This is a genomic window from Palleronia sp. LCG004, assembly GCF_032931615.1.
Taxonomy (GTDB): domain Bacteria; phylum Pseudomonadota; class Alphaproteobacteria; order Rhodobacterales; family Rhodobacteraceae; genus Palleronia.
Map to the genome: position 1 here is coordinate 170,460 of NZ_CP136761.1, position 21,718 is coordinate 192,177.

A 21,718-nucleotide genomic window follows, 5' to 3' on the forward strand; every position below is an offset into this window, starting at 1 on the left:
ACAGAAAGCTCGCCATGACCAGGTTTCACGCGATCGCGGTCTTCGCCGCTCTCTCGGGGTTCGTTCTCATCAGTGCCGCAAGCGCGCAGGAGCCGCCTCCGCCCGCCGTCACCGTGGTGACGCTCGAACCGGAATCCGTGACGCTGAGCTCGACCCTGCCGGGCCGGGTTCGTGCCTCGTCCGAGGCGGAGGTCCGCCCGCAGGTCAGCGGCATCGTCACCGAGCGGCTCTTCGAGGAGGGCGGCGACGTCGAGGCGGGGGAGGTGCTCTACCGGATCGAACCCAGCAGCTACGAGGCAGCCGTGGCGCAGGCGCGGGCCGCCGTGGCACAGGCAGAGGCGCAGCTTCGGGCCGCGACCAGCGATGCGGACCGGGTCCAGAGCCTCAGCGACCGGGGCATTTCCGCGGCCGCGACCGAGGATAACGCCATCTCGACGCGCGACGCCGCGTCCGCAGCCCTCGACGCGGCTCGGGCGCAACTGCAAGCCTCCGAGATCGAGCTCGACCATACCGCCATCCGGGCCCGGCTGTCCGGCCGGATCGGTTTTTCGGAGGCGAGCGCCGGTGCCCTCGTCACGGCGAGCCAGGCGACACCGCTCGCCGTGATCCGGACGCTCGATCCCGTCTACGTGGATGTGACGCAATCGGCGGCCGACCTGCTCAGCTGGCGGCGCGGAGGCGGCGCGCCGAGCGACGAGGACATGCCCACCGAGGTGAGCCTGCAACTCGCCGATGGCACGACCTACGACCAGACCGGTCGGCTGAGCGCCGCCGAGCCGCATGTGGACGAACAGACGGGCGTGGTCCTCCTCAGGATGGCGTTCGACAATCCCGACGGGCTTCTCCTGCCGGGCATGTATGTCCAGGTCGAGATGCCGACGCGCACGGCGGAAAACGTGTTCCTCGTACCGCAGGAGGGGGTCTCGCGCGATCGGCGCGGGAATCCGACGGCCCTTGTCGTCAACGCCGACAACGTGGTCGAGAGCCGCGAGTTGACGATCCTGCAGGATCGCGGGGCGGACTGGATCGTGGAAGCGGGGCTCGAGGCCGGCGACCGCGTGATTGTCGCGGGATTGCAGAAGGCCGCGCCCGGCGCGACCGTCACCCCCGAAGAGAGATCGGAGGCCCCGGCCGACGATCAGGCCAACGCCGCAGGCCCGGCTTCATCCGACGAGGCGCGCCGGCTGGCAGAGGCCGAGCCCGAGCCCGAGGACAACTGATCCATGGCCCGCTTCTTCATCGACAGACCGGTTTTCGCCTGGGTGATCTCGATCCTCATCATGGGGATCGGGATCCTCGCCATCCGGACCCTGCCCATCGCGCAGTATCCGCAGATCGCGCCGCCCACAGTCTCGGTCAGTGCGTCGTATCCGGGCGCGTCGGCGCAGACGGTCGCCAACACCGTAACGCAGGTCCTCGAAGAACAGATGACCGGTCTCGACGGGCTGCGCTATTTCTCTTCCACCTCGTCCTCGGCCGGGACGACCTCGATCACGCTGACCTTCGAAACCGGCACCGATCCCGACATCGCGCAGGTGCAGGTGCAGAACCGCGTGAGCCAGGCGAGCGCGCTTCTGCCCGAACCCGTCCAGCGACAGGGCGTGACAGTGCAGAAATCCGCGTCCGGGTTCCTGCAGGTGATCTCGCTCATTTCGACCGACGGCAGCTACGATCAGTCGGACCTCGCCGATTACCTCGCGACCAACCTGCGTGACGAGATCAGCCGCATCGACGGGGTGGGCAGTTTGCAGGTCTTCGGCGCGCCCTATGCGATGCGGATCTGGCTCGACCCCTCGAAGCTCTCGGCCTACGGCCTGTCGACTTCCGACGTCGTCGCCGCCGTCTCCGAGGAGAACGCCCAGATTTCGGCGGGGGCCTTCGGGACCCGGCCAGTGGCGGGCGAGCAGCAGCTCAACGCGACCATCACAGCGCAATCGCTTCTTCAGACGCCCGAGGATTTCCGCCAGATCGTGCTCAGGGCCGAAACGGGCGGCGGGCTCGTCCTTCTCGACGATGTAGCGCGGGTCGAGATCGGTGCCGAGAATTACGGCTTCGAATCCCGCTATAACGGGGCACCGTCGGCCGGTATGGCGATCTCCCTCGCGCCGGGTGCGAACGCGCTCGACACCGCCGTGGCGGTCGAGGAACGCATGGAGGAATTCGCAAACAACTTCCCCGAGGGGATCGACTACGTCATTCCCTACGACACGACGCCCTTCGTCGAGATCTCGATCGAGGAGGTCATCAAGACCCTGATCGAGGCGATCGTGCTGGTCTTCCTCGTGATGCTCCTGTTCCTGCAGAACCTGCGCGCTACGCTGATCCCAACACTCGCGGTGCCGGTCGTAATTCTCGGGACCTTCGCGGTGCTCGCCGTGGCGGGCTTCACGATCAACACGCTGACCATGCTCGCCATGGTGCTGGCCATCGGCCTCCTCGTCGACGACGCGATCGTCGTGGTCGAGAACGTCGAGCGCGTGATGGAGGAGGACGGCCTTTCCCCGCGCGAGGCGACGCGCAAGTCGATGGGTCAGATCACCGGCGCGCTCATCGGCATCGCCATGGTCCTGTCGGCCGTCTTCGTGCCGATGGCCTTCTTCGGCGGCTCGACGGGCGTGATCTATCAGCAATTCGCGATCACCATCGTATCGGCCATGGCGCTGTCGGTGGTCGTGGCGCTGACCTTGACGCCCGCGCTTTGCGCGACGCTGCTCAAGCCCAAATCCCACGCCGCGCGACGCGGGCCCTTCGCGTGGTTCAACTGGGGGTTCGCGCGCGTGCTCGGCGGCTATGCGGGGACCGTGGGCTGGATCGTCCGGCGTCCGTTCCGCACGGGGCTCATCTATGTGGGGCTCGCCGTGGTCATGGCGCTGCTGTTCGTGCGCACGCCGACGGGCTTCCTGCCCGAGGAGGATCAGGGCATTCTCTTTACCATCGTGCAGGGGCCGACGGGTGCCACGCTCGACCGGACCGTCGACGTGATCGAACAGATCGAGGATTATTATTTCACCGCCGAGAGCGAGGCGGTGGAATCGGTCTTCGGCGTGGGCGGTTTCGGCTTCGGCGGCGCGGGCCAGAACATGGGCCTCGCATTCGTTCGGTTGAAGGATTGGGAGGAGCGCAAGGACCCGTCGCTGAGCGCGCAGGCGGTGGCGGGCAGGGCCTTCGGGGCATTCTCGCAGATCCGCGACGCCATGGTCTTTCCGGTCGTACCGCCATCGGTCATCGAACTCGGCAACGTGTCGGGCTTCGACGTCTACCTGCAGGCCCGCCAGGGCCAGAGCCATGACGAGCTTCTGGACGCCCGCAACCAACTCCTGGGCATGGCCGCGCAGAGCGATCTCATCGCGTCCGCCCGGCCCAACGGGCTCGAGGATGCAGCGCAGTTCAACATCGACATCGATTGGCGAAAGGCTGGCGCGATGGGGGTTTCGGCGTCGAACGTCAGCAACCTCCTGTCGACCGCCTGGGCCGGTACCTACGTGAACGACTTCATCGATCGCGGCCAGATCAAGCGCGTCTACGTTCAGGGCGAAGCCGATGCCCGCAGCACCCCTACGGATCTCGAGAAATGGAGGGTGCGAAACGCTTCCGGCGGTCTGGTGCCGTTCTCGAACTTCGCCGACGGCAACTGGACCAGCGGACCTCAGGGGGTCTACCGCTATAACGGCATTCCGTCGATGCAGCTGCAGGGCTCTCCCGCGCCGGGCGTTTCCACCGGCGAGGCCATGGCCGAAATGGAACGGCTCGCCGGTCAGCTTCCGGCAGGCTATTCCCTCGCCTGGACCGGCCTGTCGCTCGAGGAACGGCAATCGGGAAATCAGGCACCGCTGCTTTATGCCCTGTCGCTCGCGGCGGTATTCCTGTCCCTTGCCGCGCTTTACGAAAGCTGGTCGATCCCGTTCGCGGTCATGCTCGCCATGCCGATCGGGGTTCTGGGGGCCCTCGTCGGGGCGTGGCTCGGCGGGTTCGAGAATGGCGTTTTCTTCCAGGTGGGACTCCTGACGGTGATCGGCCTGACGGGCAAGAACGCGATCCTGATCGTCGAATTCGCCCGCGACCGCGTCGCGGACGGGGAGGCGCTGATCCCTGCGACGATCGACGCGGCGCGCCAGAGGTTCCGCCCGATCGTGATGACCTCCATGGCCTTTTCGCTGGGCGTCCTGCCGCTCGTGCTCAGCACCGGGGCCGGTGCGGGCGGACGGAACGCGATCGGCTCGGGTGTTCTGGGCGGTACGATCTCGGCGACGATCCTCGGTGTTCTCTTCGTGCCGATGTTCTTCGTCGCGGTGGCCCGTCTCTTCTCCCGCCGCAGCAAGCGCGCGGATGCCGAACCGGCCGAGGCTCCATCCACGAGCTGAGAACCGTGCAGCGAGTGGGATCGGCTGAATGGCCGATCCCCGCCATCGCGATGGATGCGTGGGCGGGGGGGTCGAATCGTAATATTACATAAATCGACTTCTCGGCATCGCCGGACTATCAGGCGTACTTTGGATTAGCATCCTGCACCGCCAAATCGTGCCGGTAACGAGCCTTCGCCCCGCCATCGAAACGGGGGGCAAAGGCTCAGGCTTCGACGGTCTTCGTTGGACCGTCGGCAGCGTCGGATCTAATCGTTGTCGCTGTATGCAGCGAAGTAGAGGCGGGCGAGTTCCGAGCGCGTGTAATCCTCTGCATTCAAGCCTAGCGCGTCGGCAAGCTGCGCACGTTCGGCTCGTTCCACGCCCTGCGTCGTCCCGGCATTCGCCTCGGTGATGAAGTTCTCAAGCTCTTCGTCGTTTTCCTGACGGGCACGGCGCAGCTCGATCAGTTCATTCGTGGTGTACTTGCCGCCTTCGACACCGAGCGATTTCGCCAGCTGCGACTGCGTATTCGAAGATGCGTTCTTCGTGGAGATGACTGTATGGTCGGTGATCAGCTTGAGGCGTAGATCGTCGTTCTCTTCCTGGGCGCGGCGCAGAACGATGAGTTCATTGGTCGTGTAGGCCCCATCGTCGACTCCGACGGAGCGTGCCAGCTGATTTGCTGCGACAGCCGGGGAGGCGAGTGCGAAGGCGGCGATGGCGATTGGTACAATACGGTTCACTGTTATTACCTCGGGGTCTTGGGTCCGAAACATCTGCTTCGGCGGATGAGAATTGATCAGCGAGGTCGATGCGTCGGCCTCTGATGCAGGTCATCTATATCTGTGCGTCTAAGATGATATTCCCAAAGAACGGCCTTCTTGTGTGCAAATATGCACATGAGAATTAGCAGTGAAGGACTTGTATTGAACGCGCCTGATAGGGGCCGGTCCGATTATGAACTGGCATGCAAAATTGGCTCTGAACCAAAGTTGGTGCATTTCTGGAGCCATGATGCGGCGACCGCACGCGCCCTCAGGAGCTCGACGTTGGCACGGCCATACATCTGTCGTTTGAGGGTCTTCAGGCGGTTGAACTGTCCCTCCGTCTCGCCGTTTGACCACGGCCCTATCCGGGCTGCGACCACGGCCACCCGATCAGGCGGTGCGGCGGCGTTCGACAGGGGCCTCGCCCGCCATCTTGTGCACGGCCTGCCGTTCGAGAAAGGGGAAAAGGCCATCCACCGCGCGATCGAGATCGCCTTCGTCACGGCGATCGGCACGAACTGGCGGCATCGCGACGTCAAGCGTGACCTTACATAGACCTTTCTCATCGAAGGCGCGCGAGACCAGCCCGTCATTCGGCGCGAGTTGAAGTAGCTGGAAGACTAGCTTTGGGAGAATGACTTAGGGTATGCCGATCGCCATGCCGCTGTGGAGCGGCGGCGTTATCTACTCAGCCATCTGAAGGAGAGGCTCACGACCGATTCTGGCCCCGAGCGCCATACGACCGACGCGCTCCGTCTGCTTATGTCGCAGCACTGAGACTATGGCGTCAATCGTCGGCGCATGGTCGACTACATTTCGTCGATCAACACATTTCTTATCCGTGCCAACAATCAGGACGGTGTAAACTTCGTCGAGCTCGTGTTCCTCGGGACGGACAACCTTTACCTGAACGACCGCAAGAACGAGGACCATTCGGTAATCGGGGCTTTTCGAGACCGGCTACTCACTCCACGCTCAGCAAGAAACACGCACTCGTCCTCGCCAACGCAGACATACCGCTCGAGAGTGGACACGTGCTGCTAACTGACTATCGAAAAGTTGAAGGAAGACGCGCCGGCCCATTGAACCGCGCTGTTAACTGAGGCTGTCGAACCTGCCACCTTGCTCGCAACAAGCATTATCGGGCGGCCTTCGAAGCGCTCGAGATTGCGCGTGAGGAGTTGACGCAAGTCCCAGTTGAAACGCCAAACCGCGCGAACATCGCCGCATATCTTTCGGCAATCGCGGTAATCATTTAATGGCGGTACACTCAAGAGCCGTCGCCCGCATTTGAAGGCTAAGGCCCGCTAGGTGCTCCGAGATATCCATACAAACACCCGGGCCGAAGACGTCATCATCGATGCTGCGCTCAACCACCTTATCCTCGAAGTTATGATTTTGCGCCAACTCCACAAGGCGGTGCACCTCCCGACTTGACCGAGATTGAGAAAATCGCCACTGTGATAGTTCATCTTATTGATACATGAATTCCTGGCTACTGTCATTTCAGCGTAGACACCATTGCGGGACGCGCGCGCCGCAAGGTGACCTGCCGCTGCACACGGCTGCGAATAATTATTACCGACGGTCAGAATGCGAAGTTTCTTACCCTTGGCTAGCTGATCGTGGACGAAGTCCATGGCCCATACGTCGTTCGGACTGATAGCTTGCTGGGGATCTTTCTGCAGTCCCACATAGCTGTCGCCCAGACATTAAATAGCGTAGAGTTGCTAATAAGCGGTCGGAGATGATGGCCCAAACCGACCGCTTATTAAGTAGCCGCTAATGCAGATCTCAATGCGTATCGAGCCAAGTCCGCAAAATCCGAGAGGCCTAGCTTTATCCAATTCTGTACTTAGTGGTTGAAGTCCGATGTGGGGAAACTGCACTGCGGCAAAGAAGGCCTGTGCGAATGTTCGGAAGGGGCCGAACGACGATCGGCGCAGCGCGCTCAGTTTTCGATCGGCTGCGCCGCCGTGGGTCCGGTCTGAACTTGAGATGCCCCAATGCTCAGAGCCACGCTCGCAGGCCCCGCGAAGTACGCCTCGGCGCGAACGATGGGGCAGGTTAGTTGGGAGTCCCGATCCGAAGGGTCGGTGGTCTCGCGCAAAGCTAGACCTTGGATTGAAATGGTCCAGCATCGGGAAGCGTTCATGGTGGACGCCATAAACCTTCACGGCGGAGCGACGGGTCCGCAAATGACCCGATCGAAAGCCATTACTTACCTGAGGTCAGGACCTATTGATGGGATCGTCGCGATCTCATCAGGCTCCGCAATGAGGCTGTGATGAGCGACCCGTTTTGGCTAACGGAAGAGCCGATGGACCGACTGAGCCCGTTCTGTCCCAATACCGATGGTCAGCCTCGAATGGACGATCGACGGGCGCTATGCGGCCGTCGGCTGTGAAAACATCCATCGACAATATGGATAGCGGATCGATGGACGTTACCTCCATCGAACCGCACCCCAGTTCAAGCGGAGAACATCATGATTTCACCCTACACGATCAACATCCCTGACGAACGGCTCGCCACGATCAGAGCGAAGGTCGAGGCTTATGACTGGAGCCGGTTGCCGGATGCGGGGGGCTGGTCAGCGGGGGTCGGGGTTGATGACCTCAAGCGGCTTGCCGCGTACTGGCAGGACAACTACGACTGGCGTGCGGTCGAGCGGCGGCTCAACGCACTCCCCAACTTCATGGCTGACGTGGAAGGCGAGCACATCCACTTCGTTCATGTGAAAGGCGACGGCTCCAAGCCGCCCGTCCTGCTTCTCCACGGCTGGCCGGGCTCGTATCTCGAGTTCGAGCGGTTGTTGGAGCCGCTCGCAGAGGATGGGCACGATGTCGTCGTCCCCTCGCTTCCCGGGTTCGCGTTCTCCAACCCGATCGCGCGCCCGATCGGCCCGCGGCGGGCTGCCGCGCTCATGCATGGGCTGATGAATCAGCTGTTCGGCGACGCGCGGTACTTCGTTCAAGGGGGTGATTGGGGGCACGGCATTGCGGCCTGGTTAGCGCATGATCGACCGGACACTCTGCACGGTATCCATATCAACATGATGACGGTGCGTGCGGAGGACGCCGCCCCGACGACCGACGAGGAGAAGGCGTATGCCGCCAGGCGGGCTTTGGTTGCCGATCAGGAGAGCGCCTACTTTCACGAGCAGGAAACCCGTCCGCAGACACTTGGCGTCGCAATGGCCGACAGCCCGGTCGGAGCGGCGGGCTGGATACTCGAGAAGTTCGGTAAATGGGCCGATCTTCCGACAAACGCCAATGGCGACCCCGACATCTGGAGCAAGTTTTCCGAAGAGGAGCTGCTCACCAACATCATGCTCTACATCGCGCCGGCATCGTTCGTGACTGCAACCTGGATCTACTACGGCAGCCGGCTTGAGAATTCGCGGATGCTACCGGCCGGAACACGCATCCAGGTGCCGACCGGCTTTGCGGCCTTCCCCGATCCGGTGTTCTCTCCACCGCCGCGCTCGTTCGCGGAGAAGACTTACAACATCGTGCATTGGACCGACATGCCGCGGGGCGGCCATTTCGCTGCGCTGGAGGAGCCGGAACTGATGCTGGCCGATCTGCGCGCCTTTATCGCAATGGTGTCGGGAGCGCGCGCCTGAAGGTGGAGCTCGATTTCCGAAGCGCGTTGCGTGGGGCCCTGTCAAACCAGATGCACCTGTAGGTTAGGAGGGCAGGTCAGGGAGTCTTGGATGCCTCGCCCAAGCGTGTCAGGGGCAGAACACGCTGATTGCAGCCAGAAGATGATCGCGGCGACGAAGCCGATGGCGGAGAAGAAGGCGGTAGGGCTGCGGTCGTAGCGGGCGGCGGCCCGGTGCCGGTCCTTCAGGCGTCCGCGTGAAAACACCCGCCTCGCCCCACCGCTTCCATCGATTGTCGAGCGTCTTGTGCGGACCGTAATCGCGCCACACTAGCCCGTTGCGGTCGATGAATACGATGCCGGTCAACACCCGCCGGTCGTCTACCCGCAGCCGGCCCTGGCTCGTGGGAAAGAGCGGGTGCAGCCGCTCCATCAGTTCTTCAATCGGCGAAAACCGGTCGCTTATCACGGCCTCTTGGCAGAAGCTGATTCAAATAACGGCGCTGACATCAATGGGTATGGTCCTAGCGCGCAATATTGCCCCAAGTAGAACCAGCCTTGAACAGGCAAACTTCCAATGAGTTGAATTGCCAATGGAAGGCGAGTCTGCTCACTTCATTTTCACCGTCCGAAAGCGCTGCGTGATGCGCCAATGTTCGGTCCGGTCAAGTCGGGCCACAGCGATGATCTTGCCAGTGAACGGTAGCTTTGGGCCGGCGAGCGATGCCAGGTTGATGCGGACCCGGCATGCGCCCCGCAGCCCTGCCGCATGTCCGCATCGAGCCCAAAGCGACTGCCTCCACCGTTTCTTCAGTGAACGAGAGTAAGAATTAGCATCTCGTTCAGTTTATCGAGATGATTGCGTAATAAGCAGGAGGTAGGCTCACCTCGTTTGTGACGGCGTCTCAGTGGGAAAAACTGTTTTGGCCATTGATGTAGACAAAGGGACTCAGGGAGTCGCAGGTTGATTGACCATGACGAATACGAATGGTCTTGAATACTGAAACCCGGCAAGTGCTTACTCTGGAACGGACGGCCAGATTATGGGCGAGCATTCTTCGAGTTCGCCGGACACGTGAAGATATGGCATGCGAGCCTTGGTCTCGGAGCATTCGTCATGTGGCTGTCTATGCCTTTTATCGACAACAACGGAACGTTGGAGCGCGGTGACGCTATCTGGGTTTTCGGTGCGCTATCGTTGGCCTTCGGCGCAATCTCGTTGTTGCTTGCCTCGAGCCGTCAGTATGTTCTGATGAATTTATTCTACGCTGTAACCGATCGTCGCGCGGTTGTGTGCCGACGCGGAAGAGACGCTTTTCTAAGAAGCCGTCTCTATCTTGTCTCGTGTCTTCACGTATGGAGCTTTACGTATCCGATCAAGGATGCTCGCCCGTATCCGTCATTGGCGATAGGCAGTATGCTGTCGGAAGATGCGGTCCAGCCATTCGGTCTGGGCCTGACCCATCCGGGCTGGCCCATGCTGCAATCACGAGGAATAAACCCAATTTTATTCGAGAACATCCGGGAGGCCGAGATAGTCCAGGACATCATCCTTCGGCAATCCGAGGTGCTAGATTCCGCTTGAAAAGGCGGCACTATTCTACGGTTCCTTGCTGTTCACGTCGCGGCGTCAGACGGCAGCTTCGTCACGTATAGTGTGAGTTCGACCCGGAATCGGTCTCACGGTCACGGCGATCGACTGGTCTGGTGAAGCCGCATTGCAGCCAACGGCCTTGTCGGAAGGGCCCACGAAGGGCCGGGAATTAATATTATGATATATGTATTTATCATCAAGCCCAAAGGCTGCGAAGCCGTTTCAGAATTATTCCAATGAATTTTACTGATATTCGACAAAACCACCTTCTGTCAAAATGAAAGCGATAATCTCTTTGTTGGAGTATTCCTCCAAAAAATCTCCGCTTCCATAGATGTATGCTGCTGATAACAGCAAAACACATCTTTTAAGCCCTTTGCCCTTAACCTCTTGAGTGTCAATAATTCCAACTTGGGTTGAGCCCTCATCGCCTTCAATCTCGATATTGGCGCAATTAGATCCGCCCACTTTTCCTCCACTTAACTTACTTAGTGCTTCATCAGGCGAAAACCGGTTTTCCGGTAAGGCGATAATGCCATTCTGTATAATATTTTCACCACTAATAATTATCATCAAGGATGCCTCGCCATCTGTAGCTTCATTCATCCTTTCATTCAATTTATTACTGATATGCGAAAGCGTTCTCTCTATTAACATATCTTCTCTTTCGTTGCCGGAGAAGATAGCCACACCTTGGCCCGAACGTTCATTCTCGCTTTGGGAGTAGCTCTGCGTTGCTAAAGTTGACAGAATAATTCCAACGCATGCGAAAGTAAGCTTAAAACGCACTATATTGTACCTCCGCTATTCTGATAGGAAATTTGTAGATTACTCCAGGGATTCTTTTTGGCTCTCTGGGCTTTAATTTGTTGCCTTCATAAGCGGGATCTGGGCTTACGGATAAGACATGGGAATGTGACGGTCCTCCCGATAGTATCGATATGATGATCCAGTGCTACTGTAAACCACGGGAGGTAGTGATCACGCTATGAACGCCCCGTTCAAGGCATTCTCTTTTCCTCATTTAATGGAGAAGTGTTGGAATCTTTACAATGCCGCGTATGACAAGAGCGGAAAGATAGCAAAGTGTAAGAAGAATCGCGGGTATGATGAAAATAGAACCAGTTAAAAGTGCGATCTGCAGGTCGCCCCATTTATAGAATGCTGAGTTCAAAGCGTCATAGGATGGGCCAACGACTTCGCTGGGAAGATTGAATAGGTTCTCATCATCCGTAAGCCTGACGAACGCATACCTATGAACGGTCGCTGGGATTGCATATAAAAGTATTCCGGTAAGAACGTAAAGAATACCGAGGCGTTTCTTTGGAAGTAATCGCCCGGAGCGAGATATAGAAGTATAGCAAAAATACGTAAGCAAGACGCATCCAAGAAATACGATAACCAATGTGTCAATGTTTAGGACAAAGTTTTCAATCTGATGACGTTGCATCAATTCCATCTTTCTGAGGCTGCCTTCATCTGGGTATAGCTAAATGTGGTAAGACACCACCGTTTTCCCTGATGTTGGATGCAGGATATTGGTAGAACTACGCGCTCGCAATTCGCCTTTTGAGCGGCCGGAAGCCATATTTTTTAAGGATTCGGTATAGGGTTATGGAGTGCGACGGTGTCGGAGGTGAACTTGGGGATTCATCCTTCTGGCCCTTGTGCTAAGGTCTGACGTATGGACGTCCTGCCCTCGCCCCCGGAGACGAAATGCTCAGATTAACCCGGATCCTCTCCGCCTCATTCGCGTATACCAGCGCCGCCGCAATCACCGCCTTGGCGGGTATCGGACCCGCGCCAGCCATGGCCCAGAACTACGATATGGACTGTAAGGTGATACTCTGTATGCCGGCCGGGTTCCCCGGCGGCTGCGGCGACGCTTTCGATCACATGATCGACCGCCTCCGCGATGGTAAGTCACCCATCGGCTTCTGCTCCATGTCGAATGGCGACGCGTACGATCGCTATGACATCGACTACCGCATGCAGTCCGCGACCTCTCCGGAAGGCTGGGATTGCCCGGCCGACAAGACCCTCTATCACCGCGCTTCCCAGAACGATGGATTCCAGAACTACACGGTCAATACCTTCTGCTACGACAGCGCCTACGAGCAACGCGGCTGGACCGGCGCTGACGGTTACACGACGACGACCACTTACACCAACAAGACCCGTCCCGAGCGGACGGACTTCTGGGTGAACCTGACACTCGAACCGGGCACACCCGAAGAGTTCACCCAAGGATGGCAGAAGTTCGACACCGGTCGCGGCTCCCTTGTCCGGGTGCAATACACCGAGTGATCCGGGCAGCGACATTCCTGGTGATGCTGGCGGCTCCGACCTTTGCCATCGCGCAGGTCGGGTGCATGCCACCCGAGGAGCCCTTCGCCTACGAGCCGCCCGCGGATGACCCCGAGTTGCGCGCGCTGATCGACGAACAGTACCAGGACTACATCCGCGGGACCGAGGACTATTTGAACTGCCTCAATGCCGAGGCCACGCGCGCACGCGCCGAGTACCAGGCGATCTTCGATCGCTACCTGCGCTATTTCGGGGAAAACGCTGGTCTGAAATCGAACGCACCGGGCTGACGCTCAGCGCACCACCGGCAGGTCCGAGAGCCGCGTCGTGTAGCGCGGAGACCGGTGATCGGAGCGCAGCTTCCATTTCCGTTCCACCCCCTCACTCGCCAAAACCATCGTCTTCTTGCCGAACCTATCGTTCACCTCGTCGAGCGCGCTCATCAGCGCCGCGGATCTCGGACGCGGTGCCTCGAAGAGCGTTCGCGGGCGATCCTCGATCGGCAGCAGATCGTCGAGCATCACGCCCGCCGTGGTGAAGCCGTAGCCTTTGCCCGTATCCTTCGGCCAGGCCGCCTTGGCGCAGCGCCGGGCGGCCTCAACCAGATCGAACGTGTCGCAAGTCATCGGCATGAGCAGTGCCGTGCGGGAGCCAGAATATTGCGGGCGGTCCTGACGGTGCCGGTTGGTGTGGAAGAAGACCGTCAGCGTGCCGGCAACGAGCCCGTGCTTGCGGAGCTTCTCGGCCGCGCGCGTCGCGTGCGCGGAGATCGCCTCGAAGAGCGTATCGAACTCAGTCATCGGAGTGCCGGCCGAGCGGGTCACGGCCATACCCTTCCTCTGAGGCTCCACCTCGTCGAATGACAGACATGCCTCGCCCTGCAGCTCGCAGACGATGCGCTCGAGCACCACGGTGCCGACCTTGCGCGCCTGGCGCAGCGGCATGTCGCGCAGCTCGGCCGCGGTCGCGATCCCGAGCTTTTGCAGCTTTTTCTCGGTCTGCCGCCGGATCCCCCAAATGTCGCCGACCGGCACCTTCGGCAGTAGCCAGTTCGCCAGCGTCTCGTCCATCATGTCGAGGACGCCGCCAAAGATCGGGTTCTTCTTGGCGATCTCATTGGCGCATTTCGCCAGTGTTTTCGACGAGGCGATGCCGACACGCACGGGGATGCCGACGCGCCTCAGCACGGCCGCGCGCATCTCGCGGGCATGTTCGGTTCGGTCTCTAACCCCTTGAAAGTAGAGGAATGCCTCGTCGATCGAGTAGATCTCCACCGACGGCGTGAAGTCCTCGTAGACTGTCACGACACGCGCGCTGACGTCGCCATTTATGTGGAATCAAAAACGACGCCACTTCTATCTGCTGGGACTATCAAGCGTGGGCCGTTAGATGGCCTGAAGCGCCGTAGCCCTCAGCTAGCGTAGGTGGTTCAGGCCATCGACTTCAGCACAACCTTCGCCCGGAGCGGCCGTTCGTTCTTGCCGCAGCGAATGACCGGGCCGGTTCCTACTGACGGCGACGGCGCAACCCGTGTTATAAAATGCAGCGATGTAGACCTCGTAGTGCACGGCCCAAAGCGGACCTTAGGCCTGGGCGACCATACCGCGGCGCAGCTTCACGGAAGCGGTCGTTCTTGCGTCCCGCAGCATTTTCCGTCGGCCAAGGTCCGCAGTGCGGGACTTGGCGTGAAACTGTCAGGGGAATACCGGGGCGACCCGTGGGGCGCGGTTGTCCTGGCCGAATGGCACATCACCGAGGGCGGCAGCATGGCGCGCCTGCTGATCCCACCGGCGGGGGTCCACGCGCTTCGCAGCCCCGCGAACTTCACCAAGATCGAGGCCACAGCGGCACACCGTCTGACCGGCCATGCTCGCCGTCTCTACGCAATCCTGGCCGACAAGAAGCGGCTTGGACGCCCTTACTGGACTTTCACCTTGGAAGAGCTGCGCGCCCTCATGGCGGCAGACACCCAGAAGTCTTACGACCGCTTCAACACATTTCGTCAGCGTGTTCTCGACCCAGCCGTTGAAGCGATCAACGACTACGGCACCGTGACCGTAACTATGACACCGGAAAAGCGCGGTCGCTCGGTCCACGCCGTTCGCTTTGACTGGCGCTGGAAAGACCCCCACGACGCCACCGAAACGGCGGCCGAGAATGAGCGCCATAGCCAAGCCCGTCGCCAGAGGCAGGCTGCAGACGATGCTCCACCCATGATCGAAGAACAGGAGCAAACTGAACCCGCGTTGACCTGGTGGGGGAACCTGACGGATGCGAAGCGCGAAGAATGGGCTAAACCGGTGGGGCGAACATTCGAGCTGGAAGGCCCAAACGGTCAAAAAATAAATCACACACGCCGACAAGCCGATATTGCCAGAAATAGCTTTTTAGCATTTTGCAAAAAACAGAGTTTTTATCAAAAATGATTCTGTTTGATATAATTGCTGAAAAGACTAAAAAGATATAATCTCGCTGGCTAAAGCGCCCTCTTCTCGCAATAATATTTATTCTCTCAATTATGTATTTTATAGGTAACTGGCAAAAATACCTACAAGGGCCATACTCTCACCTGTAGATAAAGCTCTCGATCTTCGCAAATCTGCGCACATGGCCTGTACTCCAGCAAATCGCCTACATCGTGCTCGTGATGGCCGCGATCTACATACCTAGTCATTTCGCCGCAATATTAAGACCAGTCGTTTTACTCAAGCCAGTCCAAACGAGACTCTTGATGCCGGTCTTATACGCCATGACGTCATGAAGGGCACCTTGGGTCCTTGAGTACTATTCAGTAATCTTTTGATAATTTCTATCGGTCCTTTTTTTCTTCTTCTTATTATACAAGTAGATAACGTCAATGGGAATTAGCAACGGTGAGAGCTTTAAAAATAAGATTGCTTGCGCCCGATATATTGATGGAGATCCAGATTCTGGTATAATAACTACTAGAATAAGCAATATTACCCATATGATCGATAAACTCACAATATCGATGAAAAACTGTTTTTTAATACTGCGATCCTTCACTTACGATCCTTTCGACGACATTCTACTGCCAAACTTTTCGTAGGCGGATAAATACGCCACCCCGGGACTAAACACCTAGCCCCTTAGTGATCGCTCTCGCAACTCACGCTACAGCTATATGAACACGCTCGACCAAAAGCTCGAAAAGGGCATTACCGGTGGTAATTTTTAGTAATGCTAGTGTAGCGTTTGACCATGCAAAATAAGCTTAGAACCAGCAGTACCAAGATTCCGTCCTGGCAGGTGAAGGGCGTGACCTTCGAGACGCGCGAAGCGGTCAAGGCTGCGGCCCGGAAGTCCGGGATGACAATGGGGGAATGGGTCAACGAGACCCTGCACTCGGCTGCCGTCTCCACGATCTCTGGCCAGTCCAACCTTCCGGCCCACCGGATCGAGGATCAGCTCGACGCGATCATGGCTCAACTGGACGATCTGCACCGCCCGTTCTGGCGCCGCATCTTCGGTTCAAGACGGCGCTAGCCGTACTGCCGTCTGATCTTGGCTCCACGGCCTGCCTCGGTGTGCGCCGGCCGGAACCAGGCCTTCTTCAAATCGCCGACGACATCGCCCGCCAAGAGGCATAGGAGGAGGCGATTTACCGCCCGCCAGGGCGGCCTCGAACCTTCACGATAGAGCAACCCTTTTAGCCTTGAGGACAAGGGATGAAGCGGCGCGCAGGGTGTGAACAAAGACCCCTATTTCCTGCCATCTTCGCCCCTCATACGTCCCCAAAACGAATTTGTATCACACGCCACATATCCTGCTTTCTACAACCCACTCTTCGCCTCTGGCAGAGCCGGTGGTCCCACTTGCTGGCGCAAAGCCTATCCTGCCCTCGTCCACAGACCGGCCCCGGATGTTGCCGGGGGCAACATCCGCACGGGCTTGAACGGATCGCCTCACTCCGTTACATGTAACGAGACAGGAGAGCGCCATGCCGACCCCCGTTTCCCATCGTGTTCAGAAGCGCCGTGACGCCTTGCGGGCGGCCGGGTTGCGACCTGTGCAGATCTGGGTGCCTGACACCCGCCACCCCGGCTTTGCCGATGAGTGCCGCCGTCAGGCGTTGCTCATCGCGGAGTCCGACCGGGCCGACGCCGCCCTGGGCGATTTCATGGATGCTGCCTTGGTCGACGTGGACGGCTGGGAGTGAAGCGGGGCGATCTGGTCACGGTCGCCCTGCAGGGCGATCACGGCAAACCGCGGCCCGCTCTGGTCATCCAGTCCGATCGCTTCCCCGACACGGCGACCACGACGGTTCTGCTGGTTACGTCCACGCTTCTGGATGCTCCCTTGGTGCGGATGACCATCGAGCCGTCTCCGGAAAACGGACTGCGCGCGACCTCCCAGATCATGATCGATAAGACGATGACCGTCCGCACCGACAAGCTGGGGGCCGCGTTCGGCCAAGTTGGTGATACCGCGATGCTGCAAGTGAGCCGGTCCTTGGCGCTGTTCCTGGGGATTGCCGGGTAGCCGCGACCCTCTCGAAAACCCGTGCTTTTGCCAGACCCGCTTTTTAGCCCCGTAGAGGCCCATCCTCGGCTCAGGCACCCTCGGGGAGCGAGAAGGGCCGCACCCGTCTCTCAGAGGCGCTGTGCGGACCGCTGGAGGCTTTGAGGGAGGCAAGCAGAGCGTCACTCTCCGTGAGCGCATCCATCGCCCGGCACCGCTAAATTCGAATGTTCTACATTTGAATATATCCTGCCATTGACTTCGCCCGCCATTGACTTCGCCCGCGCCACAGCCTCGGTGGAATGGATCTGCTCTAGCCACTTGCGAAGGCGACTGCGTCTGGTCCCGGCGACCGGCCAGAAGCCCGGCCACGGAGATGTCCTCGTCCAGATCCTCCCAGTGCAGGCCCTTGCCGCGTCCGATCAGTTTCCACCGCGACCGCTGGCCAGGTGTGCCCTGCAGGAGGCGGGGAAACCACGCCAGAGGCACGGTCAGTTCTCGGCCATCTTCCAGCACAACCCGGAACGCGTCTTCCGCGAAGGACACGTTCACCGCCACCGGGTCGATCTCGAAGATGAGTGTTTGCATCTGTCTGACCTCGCACTGGATCTAACGGCCGGGCAATGCCCGACCGCCGAAACCGGCGGTTTCGTCTGAGTGTCGGGTGTCGAGTGTCGCGTGTCGCTTCGCTCCCCTCGACACCCGACACTGACACTGTACCCCTTCGCGACAACATCCCGGAGGGCTGAAGACAACATCCCGGAGGGTTCGCGACAACATCCCGGAGGGGTTCGACAACACAATTGACGACAACGTCATGACAAAATAGCGTTGTCGAATGAGGGAAGTTACTGTGCCATCCAGCGTCGTCGCGCTTCGATCTGAACAGCCGTTAGCCCCGGCTATGGTATCAGCAGTCTGGGAAATCGCAGACGCCCTCGATGAACAGCGCATTCCCGCCTCGGTAGCTAATGCCGTCTGGCTCAACGTGCCGACAAAACGTCTGCGCGGAGAAGGGTCGAGAGCCGACAATGTCTGGCTCCGCGAATGTCTGGATCGCCTACGAAGCTGCCGATGACCCGACTTGCGCCTGCGGACTGTAGGACTAACATCGGGTAGAGTTTGAATGGCTGAAAACCCGATGAAGTCTGCGGACCGAACCATCTGAATAACTCCCTGTGCGATAGCGCAGGGGAACAGCGTGCCGCCACTGGCGGTCGCGGTTGGCTTGCGTGTGTGGACACAAGCCATTCATTCAGAGGTTTGAAATGCAGAACTACTTCGCGAGCCCTTTCCGGGGCATCGCCTTAGACAAACAGGTTACCAACCCTAACATCTTGGTCGGACGGTTCAGCTACTACTCAGGCTAATATCACGGCCATAGCTTCGACGACTGTGCCCGCTATCTGTTGCCGGACGAGGGCGTTGACCGCCTGATAATCGGGAGCTTCTGCTCGATAGGTTCCGGCGCTGCCTTCATCATGGCTGGAAATCAGGGCCATAGATACGATTGGGTTAGCACGTTTCCATTCTACTGGATGTCCGACGTGCGCGAATTCAAAGGCGCAGAGAACGGTTTCCGTCCAGCCGGTGACACGGTCATCGGCAATGACGTGTGGATTGGCTCCGAAGCCATCGTCATGCCGGGCGTCAAGATCGGCGATGGTGCCGTCATCGGAACGCGCGCCGTGGTGACAAGGGATGTAGAGCCCTATTCCATCGTTGGCGGGGATCCGGCTAAGGAAATCCGGAAGCGGTTTGATGACGGTTTAGTCGATCTTCTGCTCGAACTGCGGTGGTGGGAGTGGTCAGAGGACCACCTGAATGTTGCGATGTCGCTTCTAACCAGTGGCGACATTGAAGCTCTACACGCGCATTGGAGTACCCATATCCGAGGAGGCTAAATCCACGCGCGCGCCATCAACCTTATGGCTTTATGGCGCGCGCAATCGTCCGCAACGGGCTCAGAGCGGACATGCGGCGGTGCGGCACTCAGAGATCACCAGTAAGGCGGCCCCACCGACGCTCCCGGCCCACTACGGACATTCACGGCCGCTCTCGATGCGGCAGCGCGCCCGCCGAACCGGCCGTTCGCCGCGGTTGCAAAGCATTACGGCAGCCGAACTCACACTTCGCGGGACGAAGCGGGCTTTCGCATGCTGAACTGAAGTCTGCACCCGACCAAGTATCCGGCGAAACGGGCGCAAGCTCAGCCCTCGACCTTGCCCCAGTGGTATACCCCGTGTAGGTATTAGTTCATGCGTATGATCGGTATCTTGGTTACGGCCCTGATTACTATGCCCCATTCCTACGTGACCGCCATTCGAGGCAGCGTAGCCGCGGACGAAATGGTCCACCGAACCGGATCATGAGGTTCGTTGCGATTATCATCGTAGTGGCCGCGGGCCGCGGGCCTCGGCCTCGGTGCTGTGGCGAGCGGATCGGCGGGGCCGGATGCGCCTGCCTTGCACCTCGAAGTTCCTTCGATCGTGGCGGAGGGGGCGAAGATCTACGCGGCTGAATGCGCCGTATGTCATGGCGTCAATCTGGAAGGGCAGCCCAATTGGCGTGTGCGTGGACCCGATGGGCTGCTACCGGCACCGCCCCATGACGAAACGGGGCATACCTGGCACCACGACGGCGAGACGCTGTTCAACCTGACCAAGTACGGGCTGGGCGAAATGATCGGCGATCCGGACTACGAGTCCGCCATGCCCGCCTTCGATTATGTTCTGACGGAGGCGGAGATCGCCGCCGTCCTGAGCTACATCAAATCCACGTGGCCCTCCGACATCCGCCCGCCACGAGGCGACGGCGCGCTAACGAAGCATCTCTCGGGCCTCACCCTTGGGCCTTTTGCAGCAGGGCGATCAGTTCGTTGAACTTCTCGCGCTGCGCGTCGGGGCCTTCCGCGATCGCCTCTTCGACGCAGTGCCTGGCGTGGTTCTCGAGGACCAGCCGCTCCACCGCCTTGAGCGCCGATCGGACCGCCGCGGTCTGAGCCAGGATGTCGACACAGTAGCGATCCTCCTCGACCATGCGCGCGACGCCGCGCACCTGGCCTTCCAGCCGCGAGAGCCTGTCGAGCGTGCGCTGCTTGTCCTGCTTCATATCTGTCTCCTGTCTCTACCGGGCGCTGCAAGTGCGCTTGAATATACCCCTATAGGGTATATATGCGAGCCTATCCCGATTACGAACGTCCATTCGCACGGACTAGGAGGCTCTACCATGAGTACGGCTGATATCGACGGCCCCGAAGCCGCTCGCGCCGCGAGCCGCGGCATTGGCAAGACGGCTTCGCTCTATCGCATGGCCATGCCCGGCCATCTCTGTCCCTTCGGCCTGAAGTCGAAAGCGCTGCTGGAATGGAAGGGATACAGGGTCGACGACCACCTCCTGACGAGCCGCCCAGAGATCGACGCCTTTAAGGAAGCTCATGGCGTGCAGACGACGCCGCAGGCCTGGATCGACGGCGATCGCGTTGGTGGGTTCAGCGAGTTGAAGGAGCGGTTCGGCTTCCGCGTCCTCGGCAAAGACGACACGACCTATGCGCCGGTGATCGCCATCTTCGGCTCGATGGCACTGCTTTCCGCGGCAATCGTCGCAAACCTCTATGACGGCTTCCCGGTCCTGACGTGGCTAATGTGGTTCTTCGCCACCTCGATGGTCGCCCTCGCCGTGCAGAAGCTGCAGGATGTGGGAGGCTTCGTAAGCGGCTTCTTGGGCTATGACCTGCTGGCGCGACGCTATGTCCCCTATGGCTATGCCTATCCGTTCCTCGAACTCTATGCCGGCATCGGCATGGCCGCCCTCATCGGCACAGCCTCGCCGCTGATCTGGGCCGTGGCGCCCGTGGGCCTCTTCATCGGGACGATCGGCGCAATCAGCGTCATCAAGGCCGTCTGTATCGACAAGCGCGAGCTGAAATGCGCCTGTGTCGGGGGCGGATCGAACGTGCCGCTGGGCTTCATCTCCCTGACCGAGAACCTTGTCATGATGGCCATGGGGATCTGGATGATCGCCAACGTCCTGACCGGCACGACGATGCCCACGTAGATCGGCAAGGCGACAGCGTCGCCGGACCCGGCTACTCCCCGCCCCCTAGATCCAGGACAGTAACGACAATGAAGACCGCGACGATCAGGGACGGCACCGGGGGCTCGACCGGGTCCCGTCAGAAAGCGTATTCTGCGAAACCTTTGTCATGACAATGCTGACCCGGTGCCTTTCCATCATGCTCCTCGGCGCGATGATCCTGACGGGATCGTTGGCACAGGCGCATACCGCGGTCATGGGCCACATGCTTGGCTCGCGCGTCCAGGCGTTGGATTACGGAAATCACTTGCCCGATGAAACCGACCGCACTTGCAACACCGAGCCGTGCGAGATCTGCGGTGCGGCGCTCTCCGGTGATTGCGCGGCCGCTCTCTGCCATCCCGATCTGATCGTTGGGAGCCGGGACACCCCTACAGAAGGGACAAAGGTCCTCCATCATTTGAGCTCGGCCGCCGACCGGCCGGGTATGAGCGCGGAGGTCCAGCCCCCTCCGCCCCGGCATCTTCTGCAGGAGACCCAGAGATCGTTCCCACAGGAGATAATATGATGAAGATTCAAACGAC

The 21,718-nt window shown here is 59.8% G+C and carries 18 protein-coding genes and 3 pseudogenes; 14 read left to right on the forward strand and 7 right to left on the reverse strand.

Annotated elements, in window-relative coordinates; all coding sequences use genetic code 11:
• The first annotated feature begins 14 nt into the window (after positions 1–14).
• Together RVY76_RS17125 and RVY76_RS17130 are read left to right on the forward strand one after the other, a co-directional pair.
• Positions 15–1,220 (forward strand): efflux RND transporter periplasmic adaptor subunit, encoded by a 1,206-nt coding sequence (locus RVY76_RS17125; protein WP_317377303.1) that lies wholly within the window; start codon positions 15–17, stop codon positions 1,218–1,220.
• 3 nt (positions 1,221–1,223) lie between these two features.
• A complete protein-coding gene (locus tag RVY76_RS17130; protein ID WP_317377304.1) occupies positions 1,224–4,361 on the forward strand; it encodes an efflux RND transporter permease subunit in 3,138 nt (1,045 codons plus the stop codon).
• Between the two features lie 248 nt (positions 4,362–4,609).
• Here RVY76_RS17130 and RVY76_RS17135 read toward each other — a convergent pair whose 3' ends face one another.
• The gene (locus tag RVY76_RS17135; RefSeq protein WP_317377306.1) at positions 4,610–5,086 is read right to left on the reverse strand and encodes a hypothetical protein; all 477 of its coding nucleotides are present in this window, start codon (positions 5,084–5,086) and stop codon (positions 4,610–4,612) included.
• 414 nt (positions 5,087–5,500) lie between these two features.
• The gene (locus RVY76_RS17140) at positions 5,501–5,638 is read right to left on the reverse strand and encodes a hypothetical protein (protein ID WP_317377536.1); all 138 of its coding nucleotides are present in this window, start codon (positions 5,636–5,638) and stop codon (positions 5,501–5,503) included.
• A gap of 1,960 nt (positions 5,639–7,598) precedes the next feature.
• Between RVY76_RS17140 and RVY76_RS17155 the strand changes: the two genes are divergently transcribed.
• Positions 7,599–8,738, forward strand: coding sequence for an epoxide hydrolase (locus RVY76_RS17155; RefSeq protein ID WP_317377308.1), 1,140 nt, complete (start codon positions 7,599–7,601; stop codon positions 8,736–8,738).
• A 213-nt stretch (positions 8,739–8,951) separates the two neighbouring features.
• Here RVY76_RS17155 and RVY76_RS17160 read toward each other — a convergent pair.
• A pseudogene (locus tag RVY76_RS17160) lies at positions 8,952–9,182 on the reverse strand (transposase); the annotation flags it as partial.
• 651 nt (positions 9,183–9,833) lie between these two features.
• On the opposite strand from RVY76_RS17160, the gene RVY76_RS17165 reads away from it, so the two are divergent.
• Positions 9,834–10,301: a hypothetical protein gene (locus RVY76_RS17165; protein WP_317377310.1), complete on the forward strand. Its 468-nt coding sequence runs from the start codon at positions 9,834–9,836 to the stop codon at positions 10,299–10,301.
• A 252-nt stretch (positions 10,302–10,553) separates the two neighbouring features.
• Here the strand turns inward: RVY76_RS17165 and RVY76_RS17170 are convergent, their stop codons facing one another.
• Positions 10,554–11,099, reverse strand: coding sequence for a hypothetical protein (locus RVY76_RS17170; protein WP_317377312.1), 546 nt, complete (start codon positions 11,097–11,099; stop codon positions 10,554–10,556).
• A 927-nt stretch (positions 11,100–12,026) separates the two neighbouring features.
• Here RVY76_RS17170 and RVY76_RS17175 point away from each other — a divergent pair.
• A complete protein-coding gene (locus tag RVY76_RS17175; RefSeq protein WP_317377313.1) occupies positions 12,027–12,617 on the forward strand; it encodes a hypothetical protein in 591 nt (196 codons plus the stop codon).
• Positions 12,614–12,907, forward strand: a complete 294-nt coding sequence (locus tag RVY76_RS17180; protein ID WP_317377315.1) for a hypothetical protein — start codon at positions 12,614–12,616, stop codon at positions 12,905–12,907. Before RVY76_RS17175 ends, RVY76_RS17180 begins: the two co-directional genes overlap by 4 nt.
• A gap of 3 nt (positions 12,908–12,910) precedes the next feature.
• Here the strand turns inward: RVY76_RS17180 and RVY76_RS17185 are convergent, their stop codons facing one another.
• Entirely contained in the window at positions 12,911–13,948 is a 1,038-nt protein-coding gene (locus RVY76_RS17185; protein WP_317377532.1) for a Y-family DNA polymerase, read from the reverse strand.
• A gap of 354 nt (positions 13,949–14,302) precedes the next feature.
• Between RVY76_RS17185 and RVY76_RS17190 the strand changes: the two genes are divergently transcribed.
• The 4 genes from RVY76_RS17190 to RVY76_RS17205 all read left to right on the forward strand — a co-directional run bounded on the left by RVY76_RS17190 (position 14,303) and on the right by RVY76_RS17205 (position 17,120).
• A complete protein-coding gene (locus RVY76_RS17190) occupies positions 14,303–15,043 on the forward strand; it encodes a replication initiation protein (RefSeq protein ID WP_317377317.1) in 741 nt (246 codons plus the stop codon).
• An 853-nt stretch (positions 15,044–15,896) separates the two neighbouring features.
• Positions 15,897–16,124 carry a hypothetical protein gene (locus RVY76_RS17195; protein ID WP_317377319.1) on the forward strand — a complete coding sequence of 76 codons (228 nt, stop codon included), beginning with the start codon at positions 15,897–15,899 and terminating at the stop codon, positions 16,122–16,124.
• Between the two features lie 454 nt (positions 16,125–16,578).
• Positions 16,579–16,797 carry an antitoxin MazE family protein gene (locus tag RVY76_RS17200; RefSeq protein ID WP_317377321.1) on the forward strand — a complete coding sequence of 73 codons (219 nt, stop codon included), beginning with the start codon at positions 16,579–16,581 and terminating at the stop codon, positions 16,795–16,797.
• Positions 16,794–17,120: a type II toxin-antitoxin system PemK/MazF family toxin gene (locus RVY76_RS17205; protein ID WP_317377323.1), complete on the forward strand. Its 327-nt coding sequence runs from the start codon at positions 16,794–16,796 to the stop codon at positions 17,118–17,120. Before RVY76_RS17200 ends, RVY76_RS17205 begins: the two co-directional genes overlap by 4 nt.
• Before the next feature lie 384 nt (positions 17,121–17,504).
• On the opposite strand, the pseudogene RVY76_RS17210 reads toward RVY76_RS17205, so the two are convergent.
• Positions 17,505–17,687: pseudogene (locus RVY76_RS17210) on the reverse strand (DUF2442 domain-containing protein); the annotation flags it as partial.
• A 680-nt stretch (positions 17,688–18,367) separates the two neighbouring features.
• Between RVY76_RS17210 and catB the strand changes: the two are divergent.
• A pseudogene (catB, locus tag RVY76_RS17215) lies at positions 18,368–19,003 on the forward strand (type B chloramphenicol O-acetyltransferase).
• A 561-nt stretch (positions 19,004–19,564) separates the two neighbouring features.
• Entirely contained in the window at positions 19,565–19,981 is a 417-nt protein-coding gene (locus RVY76_RS17220) for a cytochrome c (RefSeq protein WP_317377325.1), read from the forward strand.
• Here RVY76_RS17220 and RVY76_RS17225 read toward each other — a convergent pair.
• Entirely contained in the window at positions 19,941–20,210 is a 270-nt protein-coding gene (locus RVY76_RS17225) for a metal-sensitive transcriptional regulator (RefSeq protein ID WP_317377327.1), read from the reverse strand. The two genes, RVY76_RS17220 and RVY76_RS17225, sit on opposite strands and share 41 nt — an antisense overlap.
• Positions 20,211–20,327: 117 nt before the next feature.
• On the opposite strand from RVY76_RS17225, the gene RVY76_RS17230 reads away from it, so the two are divergent.
• Both RVY76_RS17230 and RVY76_RS17235 read left to right on the forward strand, forming a co-directional pair.
• The gene (locus tag RVY76_RS17230) at positions 20,328–21,155 is read left to right on the forward strand and encodes a glutaredoxin (RefSeq protein ID WP_317377329.1); all 828 of its coding nucleotides are present in this window, start codon (positions 20,328–20,330) and stop codon (positions 21,153–21,155) included.
• Positions 21,156–21,303: 148 nt separating this feature from the next.
• Positions 21,304–21,702, forward strand: coding sequence for a hypothetical protein (locus tag RVY76_RS17235; RefSeq protein WP_317377331.1), 399 nt, complete (start codon positions 21,304–21,306; stop codon positions 21,700–21,702).
• Positions 21,703–21,718 lie beyond the last annotated feature (16 nt).